At 54.7% G+C, this 24,234-nt stretch carries 18 protein-coding genes; 8 read left to right on the top strand and 10 right to left on the bottom strand.

Annotation, left to right across the window (positions count from 1 at the left end; all coding sequences use genetic code 11):
• The first annotated feature begins 40 nt into the window (after nt 1-40).
• From B5F38_RS05765 to B5F38_RS05745, 5 genes are all read left to right on the top strand, one after another.
• On the top strand, nt 41-1,012 hold the full coding sequence (locus tag B5F38_RS05765) for a glycoside hydrolase family 130 protein (protein ID WP_087408485.1): 972 nt from the start codon (nt 41-43) through the stop codon (nt 1,010-1,012).
• Entirely contained in the window at nt 1,009-3,264 is a 2,256-nt protein-coding gene (locus tag B5F38_RS05760) for a GH92 family glycosyl hydrolase (protein ID WP_087408353.1), read from the top strand. Before B5F38_RS05765 ends, B5F38_RS05760 begins: the two co-directional genes overlap by 4 nt.
• A gap of 172 nt (nt 3,265-3,436) precedes the next feature.
• Nucleotides 3,437-4,039, top strand: coding sequence for a DUF488 domain-containing protein (locus tag B5F38_RS05755; RefSeq protein WP_087408352.1), 603 nt, complete (start codon nt 3,437-3,439; stop codon nt 4,037-4,039).
• Nucleotides 4,026-4,517: a DUF488 domain-containing protein gene (locus tag B5F38_RS05750; protein ID WP_158096846.1), complete on the top strand. Its 492-nt coding sequence runs from the start codon at nt 4,026-4,028 to the stop codon at nt 4,515-4,517. The genes B5F38_RS05755 and B5F38_RS05750 overlap by 14 nt, the downstream gene beginning before the upstream one ends.
• A 39-nt stretch (nt 4,518-4,556) precedes the next feature.
• Nucleotides 4,557-5,147 carry a hypothetical protein gene (locus B5F38_RS05745; protein ID WP_087408350.1) on the top strand — a complete coding sequence of 197 codons (591 nt, stop codon included), beginning with the start codon at nt 4,557-4,559 and terminating at the stop codon, nt 5,145-5,147.
• Nucleotides 5,148-5,336: 189 nt separating this feature from the next.
• Here the strand turns inward: B5F38_RS05745 and guaA are convergent, their stop codons facing one another.
• Genes guaA through B5F38_RS05730 form a run of 3 tightly spaced genes read right to left on the bottom strand, consistent with a single transcriptional unit; the run spans nt 5,337 to nt 9,838 of the window.
• Nucleotides 5,337-6,860, bottom strand: coding sequence for a glutamine-hydrolyzing GMP synthase (gene guaA, locus B5F38_RS05740; RefSeq protein ID WP_087408349.1), 1,524 nt, complete (start codon nt 6,858-6,860; stop codon nt 5,337-5,339).
• Between the two features lie 12 nt (nt 6,861-6,872).
• Nucleotides 6,873-9,119, bottom strand: a complete 2,247-nt coding sequence (locus B5F38_RS05735; RefSeq protein ID WP_087408348.1) for a cation:proton antiporter — start codon at nt 9,117-9,119, stop codon at nt 6,873-6,875.
• A 2-nt stretch (nt 9,120-9,121) separates the two neighbouring features.
• Nucleotides 9,122-9,838, bottom strand: coding sequence for an MgtC/SapB family protein (locus B5F38_RS05730; RefSeq protein WP_087408347.1), 717 nt, complete (start codon nt 9,836-9,838; stop codon nt 9,122-9,124).
• Nucleotides 9,839-9,957: 119 nt separating this feature from the next.
• Between B5F38_RS05730 and B5F38_RS05725 the strand changes: the two genes are divergently transcribed.
• On the top strand, nt 9,958-11,007 hold the full coding sequence (locus B5F38_RS05725) for an acyltransferase (RefSeq protein ID WP_087408346.1): 1,050 nt from the start codon (nt 9,958-9,960) through the stop codon (nt 11,005-11,007).
• A gap of 69 nt (nt 11,008-11,076) precedes the next feature.
• On the opposite strand, the gene fabD is transcribed toward B5F38_RS05725, so the two are convergent.
• A complete protein-coding gene (gene fabD, locus B5F38_RS05720; RefSeq protein ID WP_087408345.1) occupies nt 11,077-11,964 on the bottom strand; it encodes an ACP S-malonyltransferase in 888 nt (295 codons plus the stop codon).
• A 341-nt stretch (nt 11,965-12,305) separates the two neighbouring features.
• Here fabD and tatA point away from each other — a divergent pair, with 341 nt between their 5' ends.
• Both tatA and tatC read left to right on the top strand, forming a co-directional pair.
• Entirely contained in the window at nt 12,306-12,551 is a 246-nt protein-coding gene (gene tatA / locus B5F38_RS05715; RefSeq protein ID WP_087408344.1) for a twin-arginine translocase TatA/TatE family subunit, read from the top strand.
• A gap of 97 nt (nt 12,552-12,648) precedes the next feature.
• Nucleotides 12,649-13,482: a twin-arginine translocase subunit TatC gene (tatC, locus tag B5F38_RS05710; RefSeq protein WP_087408343.1), complete on the top strand. Its 834-nt coding sequence runs from the start codon at nt 12,649-12,651 to the stop codon at nt 13,480-13,482.
• On the opposite strand, the gene B5F38_RS05705 is transcribed toward tatC, so the two are convergent.
• The 6 genes from B5F38_RS05705 to hflX all read right to left on the bottom strand — a co-directional run bounded on the left by B5F38_RS05705 (nt 13,479) and on the right by hflX (nt 24,221).
• Nucleotides 13,479-14,231, bottom strand: a complete 753-nt coding sequence (locus B5F38_RS05705; protein WP_087408342.1) for a LytTR family DNA-binding domain-containing protein — start codon at nt 14,229-14,231, stop codon at nt 13,479-13,481. The two genes, tatC and B5F38_RS05705, sit on opposite strands and share 4 nt — an antisense overlap.
• A complete protein-coding gene (locus tag B5F38_RS05700) occupies nt 14,228-15,271 on the bottom strand; it encodes a histidine kinase (protein WP_087408341.1) in 1,044 nt (347 codons plus the stop codon). The genes B5F38_RS05705 and B5F38_RS05700 overlap by 4 nt, the downstream gene beginning before the upstream one ends.
• A gap of 12 nt (nt 15,272-15,283) precedes the next feature.
• Nucleotides 15,284-16,207 carry an efflux RND transporter periplasmic adaptor subunit gene (locus B5F38_RS05695; protein ID WP_241147813.1) on the bottom strand — a complete coding sequence of 308 codons (924 nt, stop codon included), beginning with the start codon at nt 16,205-16,207 and terminating at the stop codon, nt 15,284-15,286.
• 50 nt (nt 16,208-16,257) lie between these two features.
• Nucleotides 16,258-20,583, bottom strand: coding sequence for a CusA/CzcA family heavy metal efflux RND transporter (locus B5F38_RS05690; RefSeq protein ID WP_087408340.1), 4,326 nt, complete (start codon nt 20,581-20,583; stop codon nt 16,258-16,260).
• A gap of 320 nt (nt 20,584-20,903) precedes the next feature.
• Nucleotides 20,904-22,907 (bottom strand): DUF4954 family protein, encoded by a 2,004-nt coding sequence (locus B5F38_RS05685; protein ID WP_087408339.1) that lies wholly within the window; start codon nt 22,905-22,907, stop codon nt 20,904-20,906.
• A gap of 66 nt (nt 22,908-22,973) precedes the next feature.
• Complete coding sequence (hflX, locus tag B5F38_RS05680; protein WP_087408338.1) at nt 22,974-24,221, bottom strand: GTPase HflX; 1,248 nt, start codon at nt 24,219-24,221, stop codon at nt 22,974-22,976.
• Between the last annotated feature and the right edge of the window lie 13 nt (nt 24,222-24,234).

Here is a 24,234-nt window from a genome sequence, read left to right as displayed (position 1 = left end):
CCAAAGAATTTATCAAAATCAAAAACAAAAAGAAGTCAATATGAGCAACAAAATGGCTATGCCTTGGGAAGACCGTCCGGCAGGATGCTCGGAGGTTATGTGGCGTTATTCGCAAAATCCGGTAATCGATCGTTACCATATCCCCACCTCGAACAGTATTTTCAACAGTGCCGTAGTGCCTTTCGGCGACGGCTTTGCCGGGGTATTCCGCTGCGACAACCGGGCCGTACAGATGAACATCTTCGCCGGATTCAGCAAAGACGGTATCCACTGGGACATCGAGCACGAGCCCATCCAATTCAAACCGGGCAACACCGATATGATTGAGTCGGAATACAAATACGACCCGCGCGTGACCTGGATCGAAGACCGCTACTGGATTACCTGGTGCAACGGCTACTACGGCCCCACCATCGGCGTAGGCTACACCTTCGACTTCAAGGAGTTCTTCCAGTGCGAAAACGCCCTGCTGCCCTTCAACCGCAACGGCGTGCTCTTCCCCCAGAAGATCAACGGCAAGTATGCCCTGCTGAGCCGCCCCAGCGACAGCGGCCACACCCCCTTCGGCGATATCTACATCAGCTATAGCCCCGACATGAAATACTGGGGCGAACACCGTCACGTGCTCTCGCCCACTCCCTTCCCCGAGAGTGCCTGGCAATGCACCAAGGTAGGTGCCGGCCCCATCCCCATCCTCACCGACGAGGGATGGTTGCTCTTCTACCACGGTGTCATCACCACCTGCAACGGATTCCGCTACTCGATGGGTGCCGCCATCCTCGACAAGGACGACCCCTCGAAACTGCTCTACCGCACGCGTCCCTACCTGCTCGCCCCCGCCGCTCCCTACGAGCTGCAAGGCGATGTGCCCAACGTCGTATTCCCCTGCGCAGCCCTCACCGACGGCGACCGCGTAGCCGTGTACTACGGTGCGGCCGATACGGTGGTAGGTCTGGCCTTCGGATACATTTCGGAAATCCTCGAGTTTACCAAAAACAACTCTGTATTATGAACATACGCAATCTCATCATTGCGGGTATCTTAACGGCAGTCTCTTCCGTCCCGGCAGGGGCAGGCGAGCCTGTCGCTTATATAAACCCCTTTATCGGTACCACCAACTTCGGTACCACCAACCCCGGGGCCCTCTGTCCCAACGGGCTGATGTCGGTCACCCCCTTCAACGTCATGGGGTCCGACCTCAACGTCTACGACAAGGATGCCCGCTGGTGGTCTACCCCCTACGAGTATCACAACCGCTTCTTCACCGGATTCTCGCACGTGAACCTCAGCGGTGTGGGCTGCCCCGACCTGGGCTCCCTGCTGCTCATGCCCACCAGCGGCGAGCTGTGTGTCGACTACAAGCAGTACGGCAGTGAATACACCCAGGAGGAGGCGCACCCCGGCTACTATGCCAACCGCCTCACCCGCTACGGCATCGACACCGAGGTGAGCGCCACGATGCGCAGCTCGATTGCCCGCTTCACCTACCCCGGCGGCGAGAGCCACGTGCTCCTGAACCTGGGCGAAGGGCTCACCAACGAGAGCGGCGCCACCGTGCGCAAGGTGAGCGACACCGAGTACGAAGGCTGCAAGCTGCTGGGCGGCTTCTGCTACTACAACCGCCAGGGAGTATTCCCCATCTACTTCGTGATTCGGGTCGACAAGAAGCCCCTGCAGTCGGGCTACTGGAAGAAACAGCGCCCCATGACCGGCGTAGAGGCCGAGTGGGACCCCGATAACGGCAAATACAAAATCTACTCGCGCTACACCAAGGAGATGTCGGGCGACGACATTGGTCTATTCTTCACCTACAACACCCAGCCGGGCGAGCAGATACAGGTGCAGATAGGCGTATCGTTCGTGAGCACGGCCAACGCCCGCGAGAACCTCGACCGGGAACAACAGGGATTCCGGTTCGACCAGGTGGCCCACGACGCCCGCCGGCAGTGGAACGACATACTCTCGAGCGTCGAGGTCGAGGGGGGCACCGACGAACAGAAGACCATCTTCTACACCGCCCTCTATCACATGCTCATCCACCCCAACATCCTGCAGGATGTCAACGGGCAATACCCCGCCATGGAGAGCCAGCAGATACTCACCACCCCGCACAACCGCTACACGGTATTCTCGCTGTGGGATACCTTCCGCAACGTGCACCCCTTCTTCACCCTCGTCTATCCGCAGATGCAGCTCGATATGGCACAGACCCTCATCGACATGTACAACGAGTGCGGCTGGCTGCCCCGCTGGGAGCTCTACGGCAACGAGACCCTCACCATGTCGGGCGACCCGGCCACCATCATGCTGGCCGATACCTGGCTGCGCGGCCTGAAGGGATTCGACGCCGAAACGGCCTACCGGGCCATGGTGAAATCGGCCACCGCCCCGAGCAGCGAGAATATCCTGCGCACCGACAACGACGACTACCTGGCCCTGGGCTATGTGCCCCTGCGCGAACAGTTCGACAACTCGGTATCGCACGCCCTCGAATACTATCTGGCCGACTTTGCCCTATCGCGCTTTGCCGCCGACCTGGGCCACAAGGAGGATGCCAAGCTCTTTGCCGACCGCTCGCTGGGCTACAAACGCTACTACTGCAAGGAATATGGCACGCTGCGTCCCATCTTGCCCGACGGCAAGTTCTACTCCCCCTTCGACCCCATGCAGGGTATCAACTTCGAGCCTTCACCCGGGTTCCACGAGGGTAACGCCTGGAACTACACGTTCTATATTCCGCACGACATCGACGGGCTGAAACGAATCATGGGAGGCGAAAAGAAATTTGCCGACAAGCTGCGCAAGGTCTTCGACGAAAACCTCTATGACCCCGCCAACGAACCCGACATCACCTACCCCTACCTCTTCGCACAAGTCAAGGGACAAGAGTGGCGCACCGACTCGCTGGTGAACGTGCTCTTGAAAAAGCACTTCAAGAACCAGCCCGACGGTATCCCCGGCAACGACGACACCGGTACCATGTCGGCCTGGGCCGTATTCAGCATGATGGGCCTCTACCCCGACTGTCCGGGCATCCCCCGCTACACCCTCACGGCCCCCACGTTCGACCGCATCACCCTGCACCTCGACCCGCGCTACTACAAGCACGACACGCTGGTCATCGAGTGTGAGCGCCCCTCGGCCGAGGCCATCTATGTCGACCACATCGAGGTCAACGGCAAGCGCCTCAAAGGCCGCTTCATCTCGCACGACGATTTGGTCAACGCCGGCACCATCCGGTTTGTCCTTACCGAGAAGAAATAGAGCAATTCAATCTTTCTTCATAATACGAAACGGGACCGACTTCCTGCCCAGGAATCGGCCCCGTTTTTATTTAAAAATATCTTAATAAAATTCTTCAAAGATAAAACTTAATATTGCTTGTTTATATAGTTAAGTCTCACTATATTTGAATACAGAATAAATCTAATTTCAAATGTACGGCGAAACTACATTATATTCAATTGGACATGGACATAAAACTCGGGAAGAATTTATTACCGAATTAAAATGTTTCAATATAAAATATCTCATTGATGTAAGAACTAATCCTTATTCTAAATGGGCTCCCCATTTTAATCAAGGTACTATTGAAACATGGTTAATGCCAGACATCATATATATATATATGGGGGATTCTCTCGGAGGAAAACCTCAAAATGAATTATGCTATGACATTGATGGCTTTTTCGATTATAAAAAAATGGCACAAGATCCTCTGTTTCAAAAAGGGTTAAATCGACTTGTAATAGCTAATAATAAAAAAATATGTGCTGCAATTATGTGTACTGAAACAGACCCGTCTCAATGTCACCGAACTAAATTGATAGGAAGAGAACTATTTTTTAGCCACAACATAAACATGTATCACATTATAGACATGAATAAATATATTACACAGGTTTCTATTATGACAATGTTAACTAATGGAGAATGGACACCAAATGGCAATCTTTTCGAAATTTGTGAACCACCATATTTTAAATCTTGCAAATCTTATAAAGACAAAAATCAATACATTGAAGATGGATACATTTAAAATATATACAATTGGTGTTTATCAAACAACAGAACAAAGCTTTTTCGGGAAATTAGTTCAAAATAATATTAGTTTATTTTGCGATATTCGTCAGCGCAGAGGAATTCGGGGTGCACAATATAAATATGTAAATAGTAACTATCTACAATCTAAATTATCAGAATTAAAAATTCCCTATATTTATATTAAAGAGTTAGCACCAACAAAAGAAATTCGACAAAAACAAAAAGATGCTGATAAACTTAACAATGAGACAAAAAAACAACGTACGATATTAGGCGAAGTATTCATAAATGAATATTGCGAACAGATATTAAACAAATTTAATATGGAAACCTTTATAAATGAATTACAAAAAAAAGGAATAAAAAATGTCCTATTTTTTTGTGTCGAAGAACAAGCCAAGGCCTGTCATCGTTCATTAGTTGCAAAAAGATTATCAAAAGAATTTGGAGGTATAGAAATAATAAATTTATAATTAATTATGTCTACAATTCTAATAGTATCGAAAACACGAATGAAAAATGGAGTCTGTGTAGGAGGCATTGATGAAGACTCTTATGAATTAATACGCATTCATGACGAAAATGGAGGCAATCTGCCACTAGATGCCCCTTATGAAATAGGTGATAGATGGGAAATGGAAGTTGAACAAGCTTGGAATGCTCGTCCAAAGCCTCATACAGAAGACAGACAAGTAAGACCAATCCGTAAAATAAATAGACTATTTGGGAGCATTGCTCTCTTTATTAAAAATAATCTTTCTGGAAATAGAATTGTAAAAGGTCCTATCAATTTAATTTTTGAAGGATGTTTAAAATTCTATGGGACGAAGAATTTTATAAGCCATGATAATGTACCATCTTTTAGCACCCAATTTTGGATTGCAGATAAAGATCTAATTCATAGTGAACAATGGGAAAAACATTACTATATTTATAATAATAACATCCGAATTAAATATGTCGGCTATGAAAAGCCAGTTAATAAAATTTCAGCAGGTACATTAATTAGATTATCACTCGCAAATTGGTGGGATGATGGAAGTGGAGAAGAGAGATGTTATTTGCAACTCTCAGGATGGTATTATTCCTTTATAATAGATTAAAACGAAATTTTAATTTGCATCAATAATTAAATTTCTACCATCGTAAAAAATCAATTCATTCTACGAATCACAATAGAAACTACCAAAGGTGATTGCCATAGTAGCTCTTAGATTTTATAAAAGTATTAAAAAGAGAGATTGCGCCGTGGGAAAAGCGCAACCTCTCTCTGTATATTTACCTATCCTCTCTTACTCCCACTCGATTGTCGAAGGCGGTTTGGAGCTGATGTCGTAGACTACGCGGTTCACGCCGCGCACCTTGTTGATGATGTCGTTCGACACCTTGGCCAGGAACTCGTAGGGCAGACGGGCCCAGTCGGCCGTCATGCCGTCGGTCGAGAGCACGGCACGCAAGGCTACGGCACGCTCGTAGGTGCGCTCGTCGCCCATCACGCCTACCGACTGTACCGGCAACAGTATCACACCGGCCTGCCAAACCTTGTCGTAGAGGTCGTTGTCGATAAGGCCCTGGATGAAGATGTGGTCGGCATCTTGCAGAATGCGCACCTTCTCGGGAGTGATGTCGCCCAGGATGCGCACACCCAGACCGGGACCGGGGAAGGGGTGACGCCCGATGAGCTTGTTGCTGATGCCCAGCTCGCGGCCCACGCGACGAACTTCGTCCTTGAAGAGCAGGCGCAGGGGCTCTACCAGCTTCAGGTTCATCTTCTCGGGCAGACCGCCCACGTTGTGGTGCGACTTGATGGTCATGCCGGTAATCGAGAGCGACTCGATCACGTCGGGATAGATGGTACCTTGAGCCAGCCACTTGATGTCGGTGAGCTTGCGAGCCTCGCGGTCAAAGATGTCGATGAAGCCCTTGCCGATAATCTTGCGCTTCTTCTCGGGGTCGGTTACCCCTTTGAGCTGTTCGTAGAAATACTCCTTGGCATCGATGCCCAGCACGTTGAGGCCCATATCCTTGTAGTTGGCCAGCACGCTCTCGAACTCGTTCTTGCGCAACAACCCGTTATCGACAAAGATACAGGTGAGGCGGCTGCCGATAGCCTTGTTGAGCAGTACGGCGGCTACGGTCGAATCGACACCGCCCGAGAGGGCCAGCACCACCTTGTCGTTGCCCAGCTTCTCTTGCAACTGGGCCACCGTGTGTTCGATGAACGAGGCGGGAGTCCAGTCCATGTTGCAGTGGCAGATGTCGCGCACGAAGTTGGTGAGCAACAGGGTACCGTCTTCGCTGTGGTATACCTCGGGGTGGAACTGTACGCCCCAGGTCTGCTCGCCCTCGATGTGGAAGGCGGCGGTCTTCACCTCGTGGGTGCTGGCCACGAGTTTGAACGACGGGGGGATGACCGTGATGGAGTCGCCGTGCGACATCCACACCGTAGAGTTCTCGCGCATGCCGTGCATGAGGGGGTCGCTGTCGTCGTGCCAGGCCAGATTGGCGCGCCCGTATTCGCGGGTATCGGCCGACTCGACCTTACCGCCCGAGGTGTGGGCCAGGAACTGCGCTCCGTAGCAGACGCCGAGCACGGGATAGACACCGCGGATACGGCTCAAATCCACAAAGAGTGCCTGAGGGTCGTTCACCGAATAGGGACTTCCCGAGAGAATCACACCCTTGATGCCCTCGTCGCCATAGGGGAACTTGTTGTAGGGCAAGATTTCGCAGTAGGTATTCAGCTCCCGCAAGCGGCGGGCGATAAGCTGAGTGTACTGGGATCCGAAATCGAGAATAATAATCTTTTCCTGCATAATCGTAGGTCTTTATGTGTGTTGTATATGGTTGTTCATAATCTTTTCGCGTGTCAGTTGCTTGATGTTGTCGGGCTCGCCGGCCAGCCAGATGACGTCGTGAGCCTCGAAACGGATTTGACCGTCGGGCTGGTGGAAGGTACCGTCGGCCCGCTCGATGCCCACAATGAGGCAGTTGTTCTGGTTGCGGATGTTGAGCGACGAACTGGTCTGCCCGATCAGGGGCGAATCGTCGGGCACCACCACATGGGTGAAGGTCACCTCCTTGGCTTCGCTCTCGTCGTCGGTCGAGGCACTGCCCTCGACTACGGCGAGCAACGACTGTATCTGGTCGTCGGTACCGATTACCCCGATGGTGTCGCCGGGGAAGATGCGGGTCTCGCCCTTGGGTATGTTGATGCGTTTCGTTCCGCGCTGGATACTCACCACGTTCACGCCATACTCCTTGCGCAGGTTCGAGTCCATGAGCCGACGGCCGGCAAAAGGACAATCGGCATTCACGTCCATATAGGCCAGGTGCATGTCGCTCACCAAGCTGGTGTTGCGGCCGGTCTTGCGCAACTCGCGCTCGTTGAGATTGTCCATAAAGATGGTCTCGATGCGCATGAACTGCTTCTGAATACGCTTCGACAGCAAGATGAGCACCACGATAAAGATACCCAACCCCAACAGTACCCCGGTGCGTTGCGAGTGTACGCTCGAGAGGTAATAGATGACGAAGAAGAGAGCCAGCAGGATGCGGAAGACAATCATCAGCGTGAGCGGTACCCGGTTGGCCCGTCCCTCGCCCAGTTTTCGGATAAGGCTCATGTTTACCTCTTTCACCATGAGAGCCCACAGGAAGGGCGACATCGCTACCAGTGTCACCACAGCGGCAATAGCCCGTCCCCAGTCGGGCAGAATATCGAGCATGAGAGGCATGAACCACGATTTCGAAATAAGTATAATAGCCACAATGATGGCCGAGTAGAGCACGACCCGCCACAGGTATTGGGTAAGCGCCTCTTTCCACACCGCCTTGTGAGGCTTGATTTCGGTTCGGCTCTGGCTGTACCGGTCGATGGCCGTAAGCCATTTTTCGGGCAGATGACGCTCTACCCACCCATAGGCCGGGTCGGCCAAGCGTATGCAGTAGGGGGTGAGGAAGGTGGTGATGACCGAGACGGCTACCACAATGGGGTAAAGAAACTTGTCAATCACATTCAACGACATACCCAGCGAGGCGATGATAAAGGCAAACTCGCCGATTTGCGAGAAGCTGAAACCCGACTGCATCGCGATTTTGAGCGACTGGCCCGAGGCCAGCATACCCACCGTGCCGAAGAATACCTGCCCCACGATAACCACCAGCGACAGCAGGCAGATGGGCAGGGCATATTGGCTCAAGGCATCGGGACTCACAAGCATGCCCACCGACACGAAAAAGATGGCGCCGAAGAGGTCTTTGACCGGGCCCACCACCTTGCCGATGCGCTCGGCCTCGTTGGTCCCCGCCAGAATCGAGCCCATGACGAAGGCACCCAGTGCCGACGAAAAGCCCACGTAGGTAGCCAGCACCACCATACCCAGGCAGAGGCCCATCGAGACAACCAGCAGCGTCTCGTCGTTCAGGAACCGGCAGGCCTTCTTCAGGAAGAGCGGCAGCACGGCAACCCCCACCACAAACCAGATGATGAGGAAGAATACCAGCTTGGCAATGCTCTCGATCAGTTCGGCACCCTCAAAAGAGTTTTTCACCGCAATCGACGAGAGAATCACCATCATCACCACGGCAAACAAGTCCTCGACGATGAGCACACCGAATACCAAATTGGCAAAGGCTTTCTTCCGAAGGTTCAAATCGGTGAAAGCCTTGATGATAATCGTCGTGGACGACATGGAGAGCATGGCGCCCAGAAATACACTGTCGAGATAGGTAAAGTGCAGCAACCGCCCGGCTCCGTAGCCCACGAGCATCATGCCCGCCACCACGACCAACGCCGTAATTACGGCCGACGAACCCACCTGGAACAACTTCTTGAAACTAAACTCCAACCCCAGCGAAAACAAGAGTACGATAATACCCAGTTCGGCCCACAGGTTAATGTCGGCCTCATCGACAATCGTCGGGAAAAAACCGAAATTGGGCCCCACCAGAAAACCAGCGACAATATAACCCAGAACAACGGGCTGCTTCAGTTTCTTAAACAGCAAGGTCACTACCCCGGCGACAATCAAGATGAGAGCCAAATCGGTAATGAGTGAATCCAATCCTCCCATAATCAAATTTCGTTTTGAAGAGAAATATATTCGGTTCGATAGAGATTACGCATGCGGGCAAAGAGCGAGACAAAATCGGTCGTCGAACGAGCCAGCACGACAAACTTCAGGTCGGTCTTCTGCCCCCCGTAGTCATACTCGACCAGCACGTTGTGCAGGGCCACGTTGTATTGCCCCAGCAACTGTTTATAGCGTTCCAGATCTTCCACAATCTCGCCGGCACGCAGGTGGATGATGCGCCCCTCCCAATCGAGTTTGGCATGCCGCTCGTACTGCTCGAGGCTCACCAGCGTAAACAGGATAAGCACCGTAGAGATGACGGCAACCCAGTAGAGCCCTACCCCCACGGCCAGACCCAGAGCGGCCACCATCCAGATGCCCGCGGCGGTAGTCAATCCCCGCACCGAACCCTTGGTCTGGATTATGGCACCGGCACCCAGGAAACCCACACCCGTAATCACCTGCGCAGCCACCCGGCCGGGGTCGCCGTTTTTCAAACCCAAATAGACTTGTGGAATATAAATCGACACAATCATCGCCAGCGTCGCCCCCATCGAAATCAGGGCAAAGGTGCGGGCTCCGGCCACCTGGCCCTTGCGCTTCCGCTCAAAACCGACGATACCACCCAGCAACAGACTCAGCGCCAGCTTGAATACGGCCGAGGTGGCTGTCACCTCTGTGTCTGAAATCGTTGCCAGAAAATCTTCGAAGATATTCATATCTTACTTTTTAGCTGTACAAAGATAGAAAAAGGTGAGAGCAGAGGCAAACGAAAATACAATTTTTCATTTGTCTCACCCTCGCCTTTTACTATTTTTGTATCATTCAAAAAAAACTCATGATTAAACCTCTCACCTCACTGCGTTTCGTGTTTGCCTTCCTGGTATTCATGAGCCATAAAAACCTCTTCCCACACGAGGCTCCGGGATTTTTGTGGCACATCTTCCGAGAGGGATATGCCGGAGTGAGTTTCTTTTTCATGTTGAGCGGTTTCATTCTGGCTTATACCTACCAACAGCGACTCATAAGTGGCACGGTGACCGTACGCTCGTTCTATGTAGCACGGATAGCTCGCATCTACCCGCTGCACCTACTGGCTCTGCTGGTATCGCTCTTCCTCTTGCGCTTCTTTACCCACCCATCGGCAAGCGATTTTGGAGAACTGGCACTCAACATTCTGCTGCTGCAAAGTTTCATTCCGGGACAAGAGTTTCTGTTCAACTCGGTGAGTTGGAGCCTCTCCGACGAAGCCTTCTTCTACGCCCTTTTTCCCGTAATTATTTTCTCAACCTTCCGTAACCGACGGAGGGAAGCCCAGACCATGTGGGTAGGGTTGGGGCTGGCCATCGTGCTTTCGGCCTATCTGTTACGAAACAATCTATGGGAACATTGGACGCTCTACATCAATCCCCTTTTCCGCATCTTCGACTTTGTGCTGGGCATTGCACTCTACAACCTCTGCCACCGATGGGAATCGTACCTTCCGCTACAAGGTCGCTATACCCAACTCGAATGGCTAGCCCTGCTCCTAATTATCGTGGCCTACTGCACGGCCTTCTTTATCCCGGTATCCTTTCGCCGCAGCGTGTGGTACTGGTTGCCCATGGGATTGCTCATTGCCTCCTTCTACTTTCACCGCGGAGCCTTGTCGCGACTGCTCTCCCACCCCGTATGTGTCAAACTGGGAGAAATCAGTTTCGCCTTCTATCTGTTTCACTACCTGGTGATACAATGCGTAAAAATCGGGCTGCGACATCTGCATCTCGAGGTCTCGCTCACTATCGAATTTTTCATTGCCCTTGCTGTGAGCATCGCCACGGCTTATATCGCACATCAGTATATCGAGCAACCTCTGAACCGACTGATTCGCAAACGCTTCTCATCCTAAAACAAACAAAAGAGGCGACAACCCCGTGGGTCATCGCCTCTCGTTTACCTCGATATATGTCGTTTACTTTTACTGTACACCCGAAGTGGTTACTTCCGACGAAATCTTCTTTACCAAACCTTGCAGTACGGCACCGGGACCTACCTCGATGAAGGTATCGGCACCGGCAGCAATCATGTTTTGAACCGATTGCGTCCAACGTACGGGAGCGGTCAACTGAGCGATCAGGTTCTTCTTGATCTCATCGGGGTCGGTCTGCGGTTGAGCGTTCACGTTTTGATAAACGGGGCACTTGGGCGTGTGGAAGTTGGTGTGAGCGATAGCGTCGGCCAATTCGGCACGAGCGGGCTCCATCAGCGGCGAGTGGAAAGCACCGCCCACTTTCAGCGGGAGGGCACGTTTGGCGCCGGCGGCTTTCATCAGTTCGCAAGCCTTGTTGATACCTTCAATGCTACCCGAAATCACAATCTGTCCCGGGCAGTTGTAGTTGGCGGCTACACAAACTTCGCCTTCGGCGGCTACCGATGCGCAGATTTCTTCTACTTTCGCATCCGGCAGGGCAATGATGGCAGCCATCGTAGAGGGATGAGCTTCGCAAGCCTTCTGCATGGCCTGAGCACGAGCCGAAACCAGACGTACACCGTCTTCAAACGAGAGAGCACCGGCAGCTACCAGAGCCGAGAACTCACCCAGCGAGTGACCGGCAACCATGTCGGGGTCGAAGGCATCGCCCATCGTCTTGGCCAGAATGACCGAGTGCAGGAAGATGGCCGGCTGAGTAACCTTGGTTTGGCGCAGGTCCTCGTCGGTACCGTTAAACATCAGGTCGGTGATATTGAAACCCAATATCTCGTTGGCCTTATCAAACATCTCTTTGGCTACGGGGTTGTTCTCGTAGAGGTCTTTACCCATGCCTACGAATTGGGCCCCTTGTCCGGGAAATACAAATGCTTTCATTTCTATTGTTTTTAATTACGGAAATTTTTCCTTATTCCAAAATCGTTGCAAAGTTAAATCAATTTATCAGGATGAGCAAACTTTTACATATCAATATCATTTTTAACCGGGAGAATAATCGTAAACAGACATCCTACCCACCTCCATGCAAAAGAATTACGTCGCGCCTAACCCCGACAACAGCCATGTGCCGGGAGACAGATTGTACCACCAACGAAATCTACCTCTGCAACCGAACCTATTCGTGAGCCGATGTGTTAATCAATTTTGATATGGATTTGTTGTATTATACAAATATTCTTTCTTATTTTGTTCCGTAAACACTAAACTGGTATACAAAAATGAATACACTCTCTGCGATACTGTTACTTTTTGGGAACTTGGGAACAACCGAGGTAATCATTATTTTTATTGTGATTCTGCTCCTGTTCGGCGGTAAAAAGATACCCGAACTGATGCACGGTCTGGGCAAAGGCGTTCGCAGTTTCAAAAAGGGCATGAACGAAATCGAAGACGAAATAAACTCCACTCCCGCCCCCGACAGCAAAGAGAAGACCAAAGAACTGCCCAAGGAGGGAAACAAATAAATACGACGGCTTTGCTACTACCCGTCGGGCACATCGGTAAAAATCGAACTTTGTCGCCGTGCGGTTCTCACACTGCAGGCCGAACTGTTGTATTTGTATGAGCAACGAACTGAAAGAGATGAGTTTTTGGGAACACGTCGAAGACCTGCGTAAGGTTATCTTGCGTTCGGTCGGAGCTATCGTCGTGCTGGCCATCGTCTTCTTTGCACTCATGCCCTATATCTTCGACAGCATTATTCTGGCTCCCTGCCACTCCGACTTCATTCTGTACCGGTGGCTCTGCGCACTCAACCAGCACACGGCCATCCTGCCCGACTTTTGCAACGACCAGTTCGAGGTCAAACTCATCAACATACAACTGGCTTCGCAGTTCTTCATCCACATGAGCACCTCCATGTGGCTTGCCCTGCTGGTGGCTTTTCCTTACATCATCTATGAACTGTGGACTTTCATCAGTCCCGGACTCTATGCGGGCGAGAAACGTCACGCCCGGGGTGCCTTCCTGGCCGGGAACATCATGTTTTTCATCGGTATTGCCGTCGGCTATTTTCTGGTATTCCCCCTCACCCTGAGGTTCCTGGCCGAGTATCAGGTGAGCGAAATGGTGCCCAACCAGATTTCGCTCGACTCTTACATGAACAACTTCCTTACGCTCAACTTCGTCATGGGGTTGGTCTTCGAGTTGCCGCTCCTCTGCTGGCTGCTCTCGAACATGGGACTCATCTCGCGGCAATTCTTCAAGACTTACCGCCGCCACGCCATCGTCATTCTGCTCATTCTGGCCGCCTTTATCACCCCCTCGAGCGATCCCTTTACCCTTTCGGTCGTATTCATCCCGCTCTATGCTCTCTACGAAATCAGTGCCTGGGTGGTGAAACCCACCCCCAAAGAGGAGGAAGAGGAGGATGACAACGAGAACTCTCCCGCTTAAAACCAATCTCTGAAAGCTGGCACACGGGCCTTGCTGATGATGACCTTCTCGGTCGTAGGGGGTGTGAGTTGCAGCACCATGCGCCCGCCAAACCAGAGGCTCACGCCGGTAACGGCCTTGTGGGCAATGATGTATTGCCGGTTGGCCCTGAAAAAGTGGCGGGGGTTGAGCTGTTCGGCCAACTCGTCGAGAGTTTGCTGAAAGTCGAACGTCTCGCCCGACTGCATCACGGCCTTGACCGAACCGCCATCGATATAGAAATAGCTGATTTGCTCCACGCTCACGGGCACGAAGCGGTCGCCCTTGACGGGGACCAGGAAGTGGGTTTTGTAACTCTCCTCCCGCTTCAAGGCCCGCATCACCGCCTGCAGGTCGGCAGCCGGTTGCGGGGTGCCGCCCAGCATCTTCAGTTTGTCGATGGCCTTCTGCAGGTCGCCGCTGCCGATGGGTTTCAACAGATAGGCGATGCTGTTCACCCGGAAAGCCTGCAAGGCATACTCGTCGTAGGCGGTGGTAAAGATGATGGGACAGGTGATGTCGATATGCTCGAAGGTACCGAAAGCCGACCCGTCGGCCAGGTGTATATCCATGAATACCAGCTCGGGCATGGGATGAGCGGCAAACCACTCCAGCGCACCGGTCACACTGTCGGTCTCGCCTACGATGTCAAACTCGGCATCGACCTCTTTCATGGCCGCCTTCAGGTTGCGCAGGGCCGCTTTTTCGTCTTCTATAATCAAGGTCTTCATATCAACGGCAAAGTTACTTTAAAGTTTTTCTCGCTCTCCTCGATGGTGATGTCGCGCCCGAAAAGCAAGCGGTAGCGCTTGGAGAGGTTGGCCAGCCCGATGCAGGTACTGCTGCTGTCGGTCAGTTTGGGTTGCAGGCGGTTGCTCACACACAGTCCGTCGCCCTCGGCACCGATGCGTATGGTGAGCGGGTTGCGGTTGCTGATTTCGTTGTGTTTCACCGCATTCTCGACCAGCATCTGCACCGCCATCAGCGGCACTTGCCGCTGCATCAAGGCCTGCGGGATGTCGATGTCGAAGTGCAGGTTATCCTCATAGCGCATCTGCAGCAGATAGATGTACGACTGCACGAAGTCCATCTCCTCCCGCAGGGTGACGGTGTGCGTCTGGTTGTCGTGCAGCGTGTAGCGCATCACCCGCGAGAGCTCCTGCAGATAGTTCTGCGCCTTGTCGGGCGACTCCCGAATGAGCGAATAGAGCGTGTTGAGCGAGTTGAAGAGCATGTGCGGGTTGAGCTGGCTCTTCAAGGCCTCGTACTGGTTGACGAGATTTTCGGTGCGCAACTGTTCGTTCTCGAGCAACATGCGCTGGCTGCGTCGACTCTGGTGGTCCAAATAACTGGTGCCCGTAACGATACAGGCAATGAGTATGTCGCGCAACGGATGCAGGTAGTGATGCAACATGGCCGTGATGGCCGGGACTCCGAAATGTTCATGGGCATAAACAAAACCTTTGCCCAACAGATTACAGGCTACCAGCGTAACGACAAAGGTCACCGCCACCCGCCGCCAGCTCAACTCGGCCGCCGGCTTGTTGAGCCTCATCATCCCGATATTCAGGAAGAACAGCAGCACGGTAGAGAGATAGGTAAACAGTATCTCATAACTGACGTTGGCCCAATGTACATCGGGGAAGAGGCGGCTGCCCGCCTCGGGCTCGGAGAGCGCAATCAGCTCGGGCAGGTGCATGAGGAATGCCACCAGAATGGAGATGGCATTCATCATCAGGAGGAATCGCTTATGGATGTGAAACAACTTCATGCCCCAAAGTTATCATTTTTTATCCGTAATCGTGGCAGCCACATACATTCCCGGTCTGAAATTGGAGTAGGGTTGCAAAATGCGGGCATAGACCTTGATGGAACGATTGACGTTGTCGACCATCTGGTCTACCGAAACGAGCTCGGCCGAGAAGGTGGTATCGGGCATGCCGTTGACCTTGAAGGTGAAGCGGGTTCCCGGCTGCAGTTTGTTCAGGTCTTTTTCGTAGGCCGTCAACTGCAGCATGGGGTTGTTCTTGTCGATAACATCGCAAACAGGCTCACCTGCAGCAAAATACTTGCCGGCGTTGATGTCCATGTTGGTCACATAGCCGTTGCGCGGAGAGCGTACCTCCAGATAGGTGCGTATGCCTTTCCGGTTCAGCGACGCCGTGTCGGTACCCAGCAGGGCAAGTTGTGCGGCGGCCGCTTCCATGCGGCTCTTCATCGACAGGTAGTCGGCCTTGCTCTGTTGCAGACGCTTGAGCGAAGCCGATTCGCCCGATACCAGACGTTGCTGACGCTCATACTCCTTCTTGAGATATTCGGCCTGAGCGGCGGCATCGAGATAGGATTGCTGGAGCTCGATATAGGCCGGATTGGCCAGCGTAAGAATCACCTCGCCCTTGCTCACATACTTGCCGGGCAAGACCCGAATATCCTGCACCGAACCGCCCATGCTCAGCGTGACGGTGACGTGATTTTGCGGCGGCATCACGATAATGCCGTTGAACGACGGCGGATTGGAGACGTTGGTGGCTCCGCTCACGCCATCGACCTTAGGGGTCTGGGCACTGTCGCCCGAGGCTTGTGCCACGGTGTCGGCCGGAGCAGCCGACCCGGCCGACGGAGTCGACGAATTTGAACACGATACGGCCAGCAAGGCAAGGGCCACGTAAATCATTCGTTGTTTCATCAGGTTCATTCTGTTATTCATTGTTCTTTGAGTTTTTGAGGTTGGGTAATTAAAGGGGGTGAACCGGCGGCTCACTCGGTATAGAGTTCGAGCTCGAGCACGGTGATGTTGTAGGCATATACCGTTTCGATGTAGCCCCGGCGTATTTCGCGGGCGGCATTCAAGCTCTGGATAAATTCGCTAATGTCGGTTTCGTTCTCCTGGAATTTCTTGACGGCACTGTTTTGCAGGGCCTCGGCCTCCTTGACGGCAGCCTGCTGGTAGTAGAGCAGACGCTCGCGCTGGCGTACCAACTGGTTCTGCAGTTCGCTCACCCGGTTGGAGAGCTGGCGGCGATTGTCCTCGGCCTGCCAGTTGGCAATCTGCAGGTTGATGCGGGCCTGCTTGGCCCGGCTTTGCTGCGGAAAGAAGAGTATGGGGAACGATACGCCCACCATCCACGAGTTCAGGCCCGAGAGGGGGGCTATCTTCTGGCGCACATAACCAACCGAAATTTCGGGGAAGAAGCGGCTGCGCTCGATTTTCAGCATATCCCGCTTCTCCTGTACCTGGGCACTGAAGTAGTCGAGATGACGCGACGAGAGCGACAGGCCGTCGGTCTGTATCTGCATCACGGCCAGCGAGGTATCGGCCGGCAACAGGGCCTCGTCGCTGTAACAGGTCCAGGCAAACCGGCGCTCGGCCAGGTTCAACTCTTCCGAAGCCTCCATCCAACGGGTGTGCAGGTCGGTGGCCAGGGCCGTAATCATGTTGCGCTCGGCCAGGTCGATGTCGCCCTGCTGGTAGCGTTGCTCGCCGCTGTTCCGCAACTGCTCGGCCAGCTCCTTCTGCCCCCGATAGAGGGCGTCGACGTGGTAGGCATACTGGTAGTAGGCCCATGCCCGTTTCACCTCGGCCGTAATCTCTTTCTTCACCATGTCGCGGTAGCTCTCGCCCTTGCTTATCTGCGCGTTGGCCAGGGCATTTTTATAGAAGGGGGTGAGCAGCGAGCCGAGCGACTGCTCGATCGACAGTTCGTTGTCCTTGCTGCTCTCGCCGTTCAGTTGCCCCCAGGAGTAGCTGAACGAGGTGCTGCCACCGTCCCAGGCCTCGCCCTTTGTGACGCGGGCCAGGGAGATTTCCGACTCGGCCATCTTCAACCGCGGGTTGTTGCTCTGGGCCATCTCGATGGCCTGCTCCATCGTCACGGTCTGCTGGGCCTGTGCGGCAGGCACGAAGGCTATCAGCAAAGCCAGACCCAAAGCAGCCTTACGGAGAGAGCGGCGACTCTTCCGGCGCAGCCGTTTGGCGGCCAGGATGCTCACGATACGGTAAAATGCGGGGATAATGATGAGCGTCAGGGCGGTCGAAACAATCAAGCCACCAATCACTACCGTGGCCAACGGGCGCTGTACCTCGGCACCGGCCGACTTGGCTATGGCCATCGGCACGAAGCCCAGCGAAGCTACCAGACCGGTAAGGAATACCGGGCGCAACAGGTGCGGGCAGCCCTCGGCAATGATGCGGCTGGTCGTCAAGGGATACCGGGTACGCTTGCGTATGTCGTTGAAGTGGTTAATCATGAGGATACCGTTCAGCACCGCCACACCGAAGAGGGCAATGAACCCGACACCGGCCGAGATGCTGAAGGGGAGGCCGCGCAGCCACAGGGCCACGATACCGCCGATGAGCGAGAGGGGCACGGTAGAGAATACGACCAGCGAATAGGTGATGCTGTGGAAGGCAAAGAAGAGCAACAGCAAGATGAGCATCAGGGCGATGGGGATAACCACCGTGAGGGTGCTGATGGCATTTTGCAGGTTCTCGAACTGGCCGCCATACTCGAAGTAGTAGCCGGGCTTGAGTTTCACGTTCTTGTCGAGCGACTCTCTGATCTGGTTCACCACCTGCTGAATATCGGCATCGCGCACATTCACACCGATAACCACGCGTCGCTTGGTGGCGTCGCGGTTGATTTGCAGGGGGCCGTTTTCCAGCTCGATGCTGGCCACCTCGCTGACGGGGAGCTGTATGTTGTCTTTCGTGCGGACAAAGAGCTTGTCGATGTTCAGGTCGCTCACCTTGTTCTTATCCAGGCGAACCACGAGGTCGAAGCGGCGCTCGTTCTCAAAGACAACCCCGGCCGTCTCGCCCGCATAGGCGGTGCGGATAACGGTATTCAGCTCTTCGATGTCGATGCCGTAGCGGGCAATCTTGGCCCGGTCGAAGTGAATGAGCAACTGGGGCAGACCCATGGCCTGCTCTACCTGCACGTCGGCCGCACCCGGCACCTGCTCGACATAGCGGGCCGCCTCGCGCGCCTTGCTGTACAGCTCGGCCATATCCTCGCCGTAGAGCTTGATGGCAATATCGGCCTTGGCACCGGTCATCAGCTCGTTGAACCGCAGCTGAATAGGCTGGCTGAAGTTGAACTCGGCACCGTCGATCGAGTCGAGGCACTGCTTCATCTTCTCCACCATCTCGGCCCGGCTCGAGGCCGACGTCCATTCGCTGAAAGGTTTCATCACAATCATCACGTCGGCATCCTCAACGGCCATCGGGTCGGTAGGCACCTCGGCCGTACCTATTTTGGCCACTACGTGCTTGATTTCGGGGAAGCGCTCCTTGAGCCGTTTCTCGGCCTCGAGCGAAACCTCGATACTCCGGCTCAGCGAGCTACCGGCCGGGAGGGTCATCTGCATGGCGAAATCGCCCTCGTCGAGCGTCGGGATAAACTCGGCACCCAACCGGGTGAAGAGCAGCAACGACAGCACCAAAGCCACGAAGGCAGCGGCCACCGTGCCCCACACATGGGCCTGGCTGAAGCGGAGCGTGCGTCGATAGAGGCGGTTCAACCAGTCGAAGAAGCGGTCGGCAAAGGTCCGCTTCACGGTCATCGTCCGTTTCAGGCAGAGCGACGCCATCATGGGTACATAGGTAAGCGACAGGATAAGGGCGCCGATAATACAGAAGACGAGCGTCTTGGCCATCGGCGTAAAGTATTTGCCCTCGATGCCGCTCAAGGTAAGTATGGGGAAGAATACAATCAGGATAATGAGCACGGCAAAGGTAGCACTGCGGGCTACACGGCCGGCCCCCTTCTCGACCTCGTCGTTCATCTCTTCACGCGACAGCGTGCGACCGCGCAACTGCCGCCCGTAGAGGTGGGCCAGGATACCCTCCAGAATGACGATGGACCCATCGACCACAATACCGAAGTCGATGGCACCGAGGCTCATCAGGTTGGCCGAGACGTTGAAGATGCGCATCAGGATAAAGGCAAAGAGCATGGCCAGCGGGATAACCGATGCGACAATCAACCCGGCCCGTACATTGCCCAGGAAGATAATCAGCACCAGAAATACGATGATGGCACCCTCGACCAGGTTGCGAATCACGGTCGAAATATTCCGGTTCACCAGCTCCGAGCGGTTCAAGTAGGGCTCGACCGACACTCCCTCAGGCAACATCTGCTGCACCTTGGCCACCCGTTTCTCCAGCTCCTTGGTTACCACGTTGGCATTGGCACCCTTGAGCATCATGGCGATACCGCCCACACACTCGCCCTCGCCATCCTTGGTCATGGCACCGAAGCGTTTGGGAGCGCCGAACTGTACACGGCCTATATCGCCGATGTGTATGGGGATACCGCCCCGGTTGGTCACCACAATCTGCTCCACGTCGTGCAGGTCTTTGATCATACCCTCGGAGCGTATGTAGTAGGCGCGGTTTATCTTTTCGATATAGCTGCCGCCCGTATTCTGGTTGTTCCGGCTCAAAGCCTCGAACACCTCGCCAATCGTGATGTTGAGCGAATAGAGAGCGTCGGGGTCGACAGCCACCTCGTACTGCTTCAGATAGCCGCCGAAGCTGTTGATTTCGACAATGCCGGGGATACCCGAAAGCTGACGTTTCACAATCCAGTCCTGGATGGTGCGCAGCTCCATGGCATCGTAGCGGTCTTCATAGCCCGGCGCCACCTTGAGCACATACTGGTATATCTCGCCCAGACCGGTGGTGATAGGCATCAGCTCGGGAGTTCCCAGTTCCGGCGGGATTTCGCCCGATACCATCTGAATCTGTTCGTTGACCAACTGGCGGGCATCCAGCGTGGGCACATCCTCCTTGAAAACCACCGTCACAAGCGACAGCCCGAAACGCGATACCGAGCGTATCTCCTCGACATTCATCACGTTGCTCATGGCTATCTCGATGGGGAAAGTAATGAGCTGTTCCACCTCTTGCGGGGCCAGCGTGGGCGACACGGTGACAATCTGCACCTGGTTGTTGGTGATGTCGGGCACGGCATCGATGGGCAACGTCAGCATGGAGTATATGCCGCCCGCCAGAAGCAACAGGGTGGTCAGGGCCACAAACAGCTTCCTTCGGATTGAAAAGTGTACGATCTTTGAAAACATATGTGATAGATACTAAATTTATAATCGTTACAAAGTTACTGCCTCCCTCCTATTTCTCCGACTACTTGCCGGTGAACCGACCAAAATGGGGGTTGAAACGGAAAATCGGCCGGGTGATTTTCCCGCGCCCCGACTTCTCCGGCCCGTAATCGCCGCCCTCTCCCCTTCCCGACCGACAAAACCCAACGGATGCCACAAGGGGCCGCATCGCCTGTTGGCGATACAGCCCCTTGACGGGATGCAACATGTAACCCGTGTTATGCCGGGTGATGGGTATTAGAACCGAAATACAATCCTATACCAGTATTGCGCTATTTCCCTCATCCGGGAAATTTATCAATCAGACGGTTAAGCCGGCCGATGAGTTCGTGGCCGAGGGTGGTTTTCTCCTCGATGTGGCGGCAGACCATCTGGACGAAGGGGTCACTCTCGAACTGGCCCCGCACCTGCTCGAAGTCGCCGTCGCGCTGGCTGACCGAACCGTCGACACCGAAGCCGATGCGCGAAACCATAGAGAACTCCTTGCGGGCATCGTCGTAAAGCAGACGGTCGAGCTCGACCACCGACTCGTTCCACTGCCGCACGATGGTAACAATGTCCTGCGGGGTGAACCGGTCGACACTCTTCCCATACCAGCGGCTCATCTGCGAGCACACCCAGGTCCACTCCATGTCGTAGTAGCGGCTGTGCAGGTCGCGGAAGTCGGCTTCGGCCTGCTCGAGGGTGTAACGGTTGTCACCAACGATGCGGTCGATTTCGGCCTCGACGGCCTGTTTGGGCAGGATAAGTCCCGCCAGATCCACCCACTCGCCCAAGCCCAGCGGGTCGGTAGGTTGCAGCCTGCGGTGCAGGTCGGCGATGTCGGCGAAGGGAGCCCCCTCGAGACGCTTGATGATGGAGTTGCCCATGAACTTGTGCACGGCCAGCGTGTAGAGGTGTATCCCCTTCTCGAGCGAACCGTGCCGGATGGTGGTACTCTGGAACGAGTAGCTCTCGGAGGTTTCGCCCGAGGTCTGCTTGAGCCCCTGCAGGGTGTCGATGCCTTGCAGCATCTTCTGGATGGTATAGGGGCTGAGCAGGTTGAAGTTGATGCAGTCGAGCTTGTCGGGGTCGGTGCGGCGGTCGCGCTTGGGCCACTTCTGGGCATCGCGAATGGTGCCCACGCTCTTGAGGTTAGCCCCCGGCACGAGGTAGGAGTGCTTGCCGTGCTCGATCAGGTAGGAGAAGGGCATGCCCGAGGTATCGGGGTGGTTGACGTGCCGCCCCATGATGAGCGAGAAGGCCCCTATCCTGGCGGGCCACAGCATGTAGGAGTCGCTGGTGGTCTTCGACCCGCGCTCGACCACACCCTGGTGGATGGGCCCCAGTTTGTACATGTGGTTACTCTGGTTCGACCCGCTGCCGGCGTTCAGGAACGAGAACATGCCGGCAATGAGCAGACTCGACTTGTGCATGGTCACCGTGTAGGGGCCGGCAAAGATGGCGCAGGCCTCGCCGTTCTCGCCCTGGCAGTTGCTGAAGAAGAGCGAGTCGTGGGCCGAGAAGAGGTGCGAAAGGTGGCAGGCTTGCCCCACGAAGCAGCGCGACAGCACCGCGCCGTCGCTCACACAGGCGCCCGAACTGATGATGAAGTCTTGTGCGGTGACGTTGGCCCCGATGGTTACGGGGGCCTCGGGGCAACTGTTGATGGTGCCGTTGTCGAGACGCGAGGCGCCGTCGATGCGACAGGCATCGCCGATGCAGAGATTGCGTATCGTCCCCGTGTTGACGATATGCACACCGCGGCCTATGGTGCCGCAGTCGCTCGTCACGGTGGCGGTATAGTCGGCCACCAGCTGCCGGAGCCGCCCGATGAGGTCGGGCCGGTGGCGATACATGGCCATGAGGTAGGCCATCTGTGCCGAGAGCCGGTTGTAGATGGGAACCTCGCGGCCGCCCGTCTCGTTGAGTACCGACACCTCGGTGCCGTTGCCGAAGGAGCTCTCTCCCTCGGTCAGCAGCAGGTTCACGTTCTGGATGTAGCAGTCGTCGCCTATGCGATAGTTGGCGATGTAGTTGGCCACCCCCTCGATGAAGGTGTTGTTGCCCACCGTGCAGTTGTGCAGGGCGACGTGGTGCAGCCCGGCACGTCGGGTAAGTCCGCCCGGCAAGGCGAAGTTTTTTTCAAATACCCCCAGCCTTACCTGCCCCGAGAAACGGACATGAGTAACGGTTTCGGGCACGAAGCCTTCGGCTACAAGCACCTGGCTCCAGTCGTCGGCCACGCAACCCTGGGCTGTGAGCCGGCTGATTTCTGAGTCATTGAGTTTACGATAATTCGTCATACTGGCAAAGATTAAGAGGCCGGAGGAGGTAGCCCGGTGAATTATTCAGGCAGAGAGGCGCCCCGGTCAGGAGGCGCCTTCGTCGTCGTTGTTGTCGGTGGCAATCTCGTCGTAGTGCTGGAAGAGGAAGTCGTTGTAGGGGAAACGCGTGGTGTGAATCTCCTTCACACGCTGGTAGAGCAGCGACTTCAGCTCGTCGATGTTGGTCTTGTTGCGGGCCGAGATGAAGATGCAGTTGTCGTGCATCTTGGCCATCCAGGTCTCTTTCAGCTCGTCGAGCGAGATGTTTTCGCGGGTGCGCGGAGTGAGGTCGTCGGCCGCCTTCTCGACGTAGGAGAAGGCATCGATTTTGTTGAATACCAGAATCATGGGCTTGTCGGCCGAGTCGCACACCTCTTGCAGGGTCTTGTTCACCACCTCGATCTGCTCCTCGAAAGCCGGGTGCGAAATGTCCACGACGTGGAGCAGCAGGTCGGCCTCGCGAACCTCGTCGAGGGTCGACTTGAACGAGTCGACCAGGTGGGTGGGCAGTTTGCGAATGAACCCTACGGTATCGGAGAGGAGGAAAGGCAGATTGTCGACAATCACCTTGCGCACCGTGGTGTCGAGGGTGGCAAAGAGCTTGTTCTCGGCAAAGACCTCGCTCTTGGCCAGCAGGTTCATCAGGGTCGACTTGCCCACGTTGGTATAGCCCACCAGCGCCACGCGCACCAGTTTGCCGCGGTTTTTGCGCTGGATGCTCTTCTGGCGGTCGATGCTTTTCAGCTCCTCTTTCAGGTGCGAAATCTTGTCGAGGATGATACGACGGTCGGTCTCGATCTGGGTCTCACCGGGACCACGCATACCGATACCACCCCGCTGCCGCTCGAGGTGCGTCCACAAGCGGGTAAGCCGCGGCAGCAGATACTGGTATTGCGCCAGCTCGACCTGCCGTTTGGCGTTGGCCGTCTGGGCCCGTTTGGCAAAGATGTCGAGAATGAGGCTGGTGCGGTCGAGAATCTTCACTTGCAGCTCCTTCTCGATGTTCTGCACCTGCTTGGCCGAGAGGTCGTCGTCGAAGATGACCATGCCTATCTCGTTCTCGTCGATGTAATTCTTGATTTCGGCCAACTTGCCCGCACCGACGAATGTGCGGGAGTTGGGGGTGTCGAGCCGTTGCAGAAACTTCTTCACGGGCTGGGCACCGGCAGTTTCGGCCAGGAAGGCCAGTTCGTCGAGGTATTCGTTAGCTTTCGCCTCGTTCTGGGTGTTGGTAATCAACCCCACCAGAACGGTGCGTTCGGTTTCTTCTTGGGTTAAGATAAATTCTTTCATGCGTTATGCTCCA

The organism is Barnesiella sp. An22 (genome assembly GCF_002159975.1).
Lineage (GTDB): Bacteria > Bacteroidota > Bacteroidia > Bacteroidales > Barnesiellaceae > Barnesiella > Barnesiella merdigallinarum.
Note: the sequence above shows the minus strand (reverse complement) of the source record. Positions and strands in the feature narration are given on the sequence as shown.

Excerpts from the sequence above, each read along its gene's own strand:
- B5F38_RS05765 (WP_087408485.1), top strand. The coding sequence starts at position 41 with ATGAGCAACAAAATGGCTATGCCTTGGGAAGACCGTCCGGCAGGATGC.
- B5F38_RS05760 (WP_087408353.1), top strand. The coding sequence starts at position 1,009 with ATGAACATACGCAATCTCATCATTGCGGGTATCTTAACGGCAGTCTCT.
- B5F38_RS05755 (WP_087408352.1), top strand. The coding sequence starts at position 3,437 with ATGTACGGCGAAACTACATTATATTCAATTGGACATGGACATAAAACT.
- B5F38_RS05750 (WP_158096846.1), top strand. The coding sequence starts at position 4,026 with ATGGATACATTTAAAATATATACAATTGGTGTTTATCAAACAACAGAA.
- B5F38_RS05745 (WP_087408350.1), top strand. The coding sequence starts at position 4,557 with ATGAAAAATGGAGTCTGTGTAGGAGGCATTGATGAAGACTCTTATGAA.
- guaA (WP_087408349.1), bottom strand. The coding sequence starts at position 6,860 with ATGCAGGAAAAGATTATTATTCTCGATTTCGGATCCCAGTACACTCAG.
- B5F38_RS05735 (WP_087408348.1), bottom strand. The coding sequence starts at position 9,119 with ATGGGAGGATTGGATTCACTCATTACCGATTTGGCTCTCATCTTGATT.
- B5F38_RS05730 (WP_087408347.1), bottom strand. The coding sequence starts at position 9,838 with ATGAATATCTTCGAAGATTTTCTGGCAACGATTTCAGACACAGAGGTG.
- B5F38_RS05725 (WP_087408346.1), top strand. The coding sequence starts at position 9,958 with ATGATTAAACCTCTCACCTCACTGCGTTTCGTGTTTGCCTTCCTGGTA.
- fabD (WP_087408345.1), bottom strand. The coding sequence starts at position 11,964 with ATGAAAGCATTTGTATTTCCCGGACAAGGGGCCCAATTCGTAGGCATG.
- tatA (WP_087408344.1), top strand. The coding sequence starts at position 12,306 with ATGAATACACTCTCTGCGATACTGTTACTTTTTGGGAACTTGGGAACA.
- tatC (WP_087408343.1), top strand. The coding sequence starts at position 12,649 with ATGAGCAACGAACTGAAAGAGATGAGTTTTTGGGAACACGTCGAAGAC.
- B5F38_RS05705 (WP_087408342.1), bottom strand. The coding sequence starts at position 14,231 with ATGAAGACCTTGATTATAGAAGACGAAAAAGCGGCCCTGCGCAACCTG.
- B5F38_RS05700 (WP_087408341.1), bottom strand. The coding sequence starts at position 15,271 with ATGAAGTTGTTTCACATCCATAAGCGATTCCTCCTGATGATGAATGCC.
- B5F38_RS05695 (WP_241147813.1), bottom strand. The coding sequence starts at position 16,207 with ATGAATAACAGAATGAACCTGATGAAACAACGAATGATTTACGTGGCC.
- B5F38_RS05690 (WP_087408340.1), bottom strand. The coding sequence starts at position 20,583 with ATGTTTTCAAAGATCGTACACTTTTCAATCCGAAGGAAGCTGTTTGTG.
- B5F38_RS05685 (WP_087408339.1), bottom strand. The coding sequence starts at position 22,907 with ATGACGAATTATCGTAAACTCAATGACTCAGAAATCAGCCGGCTCACA.
- hflX (WP_087408338.1), bottom strand. The coding sequence starts at position 24,221 with ATGAAAGAATTTATCTTAACCCAAGAAGAAACCGAACGCACCGTTCTG.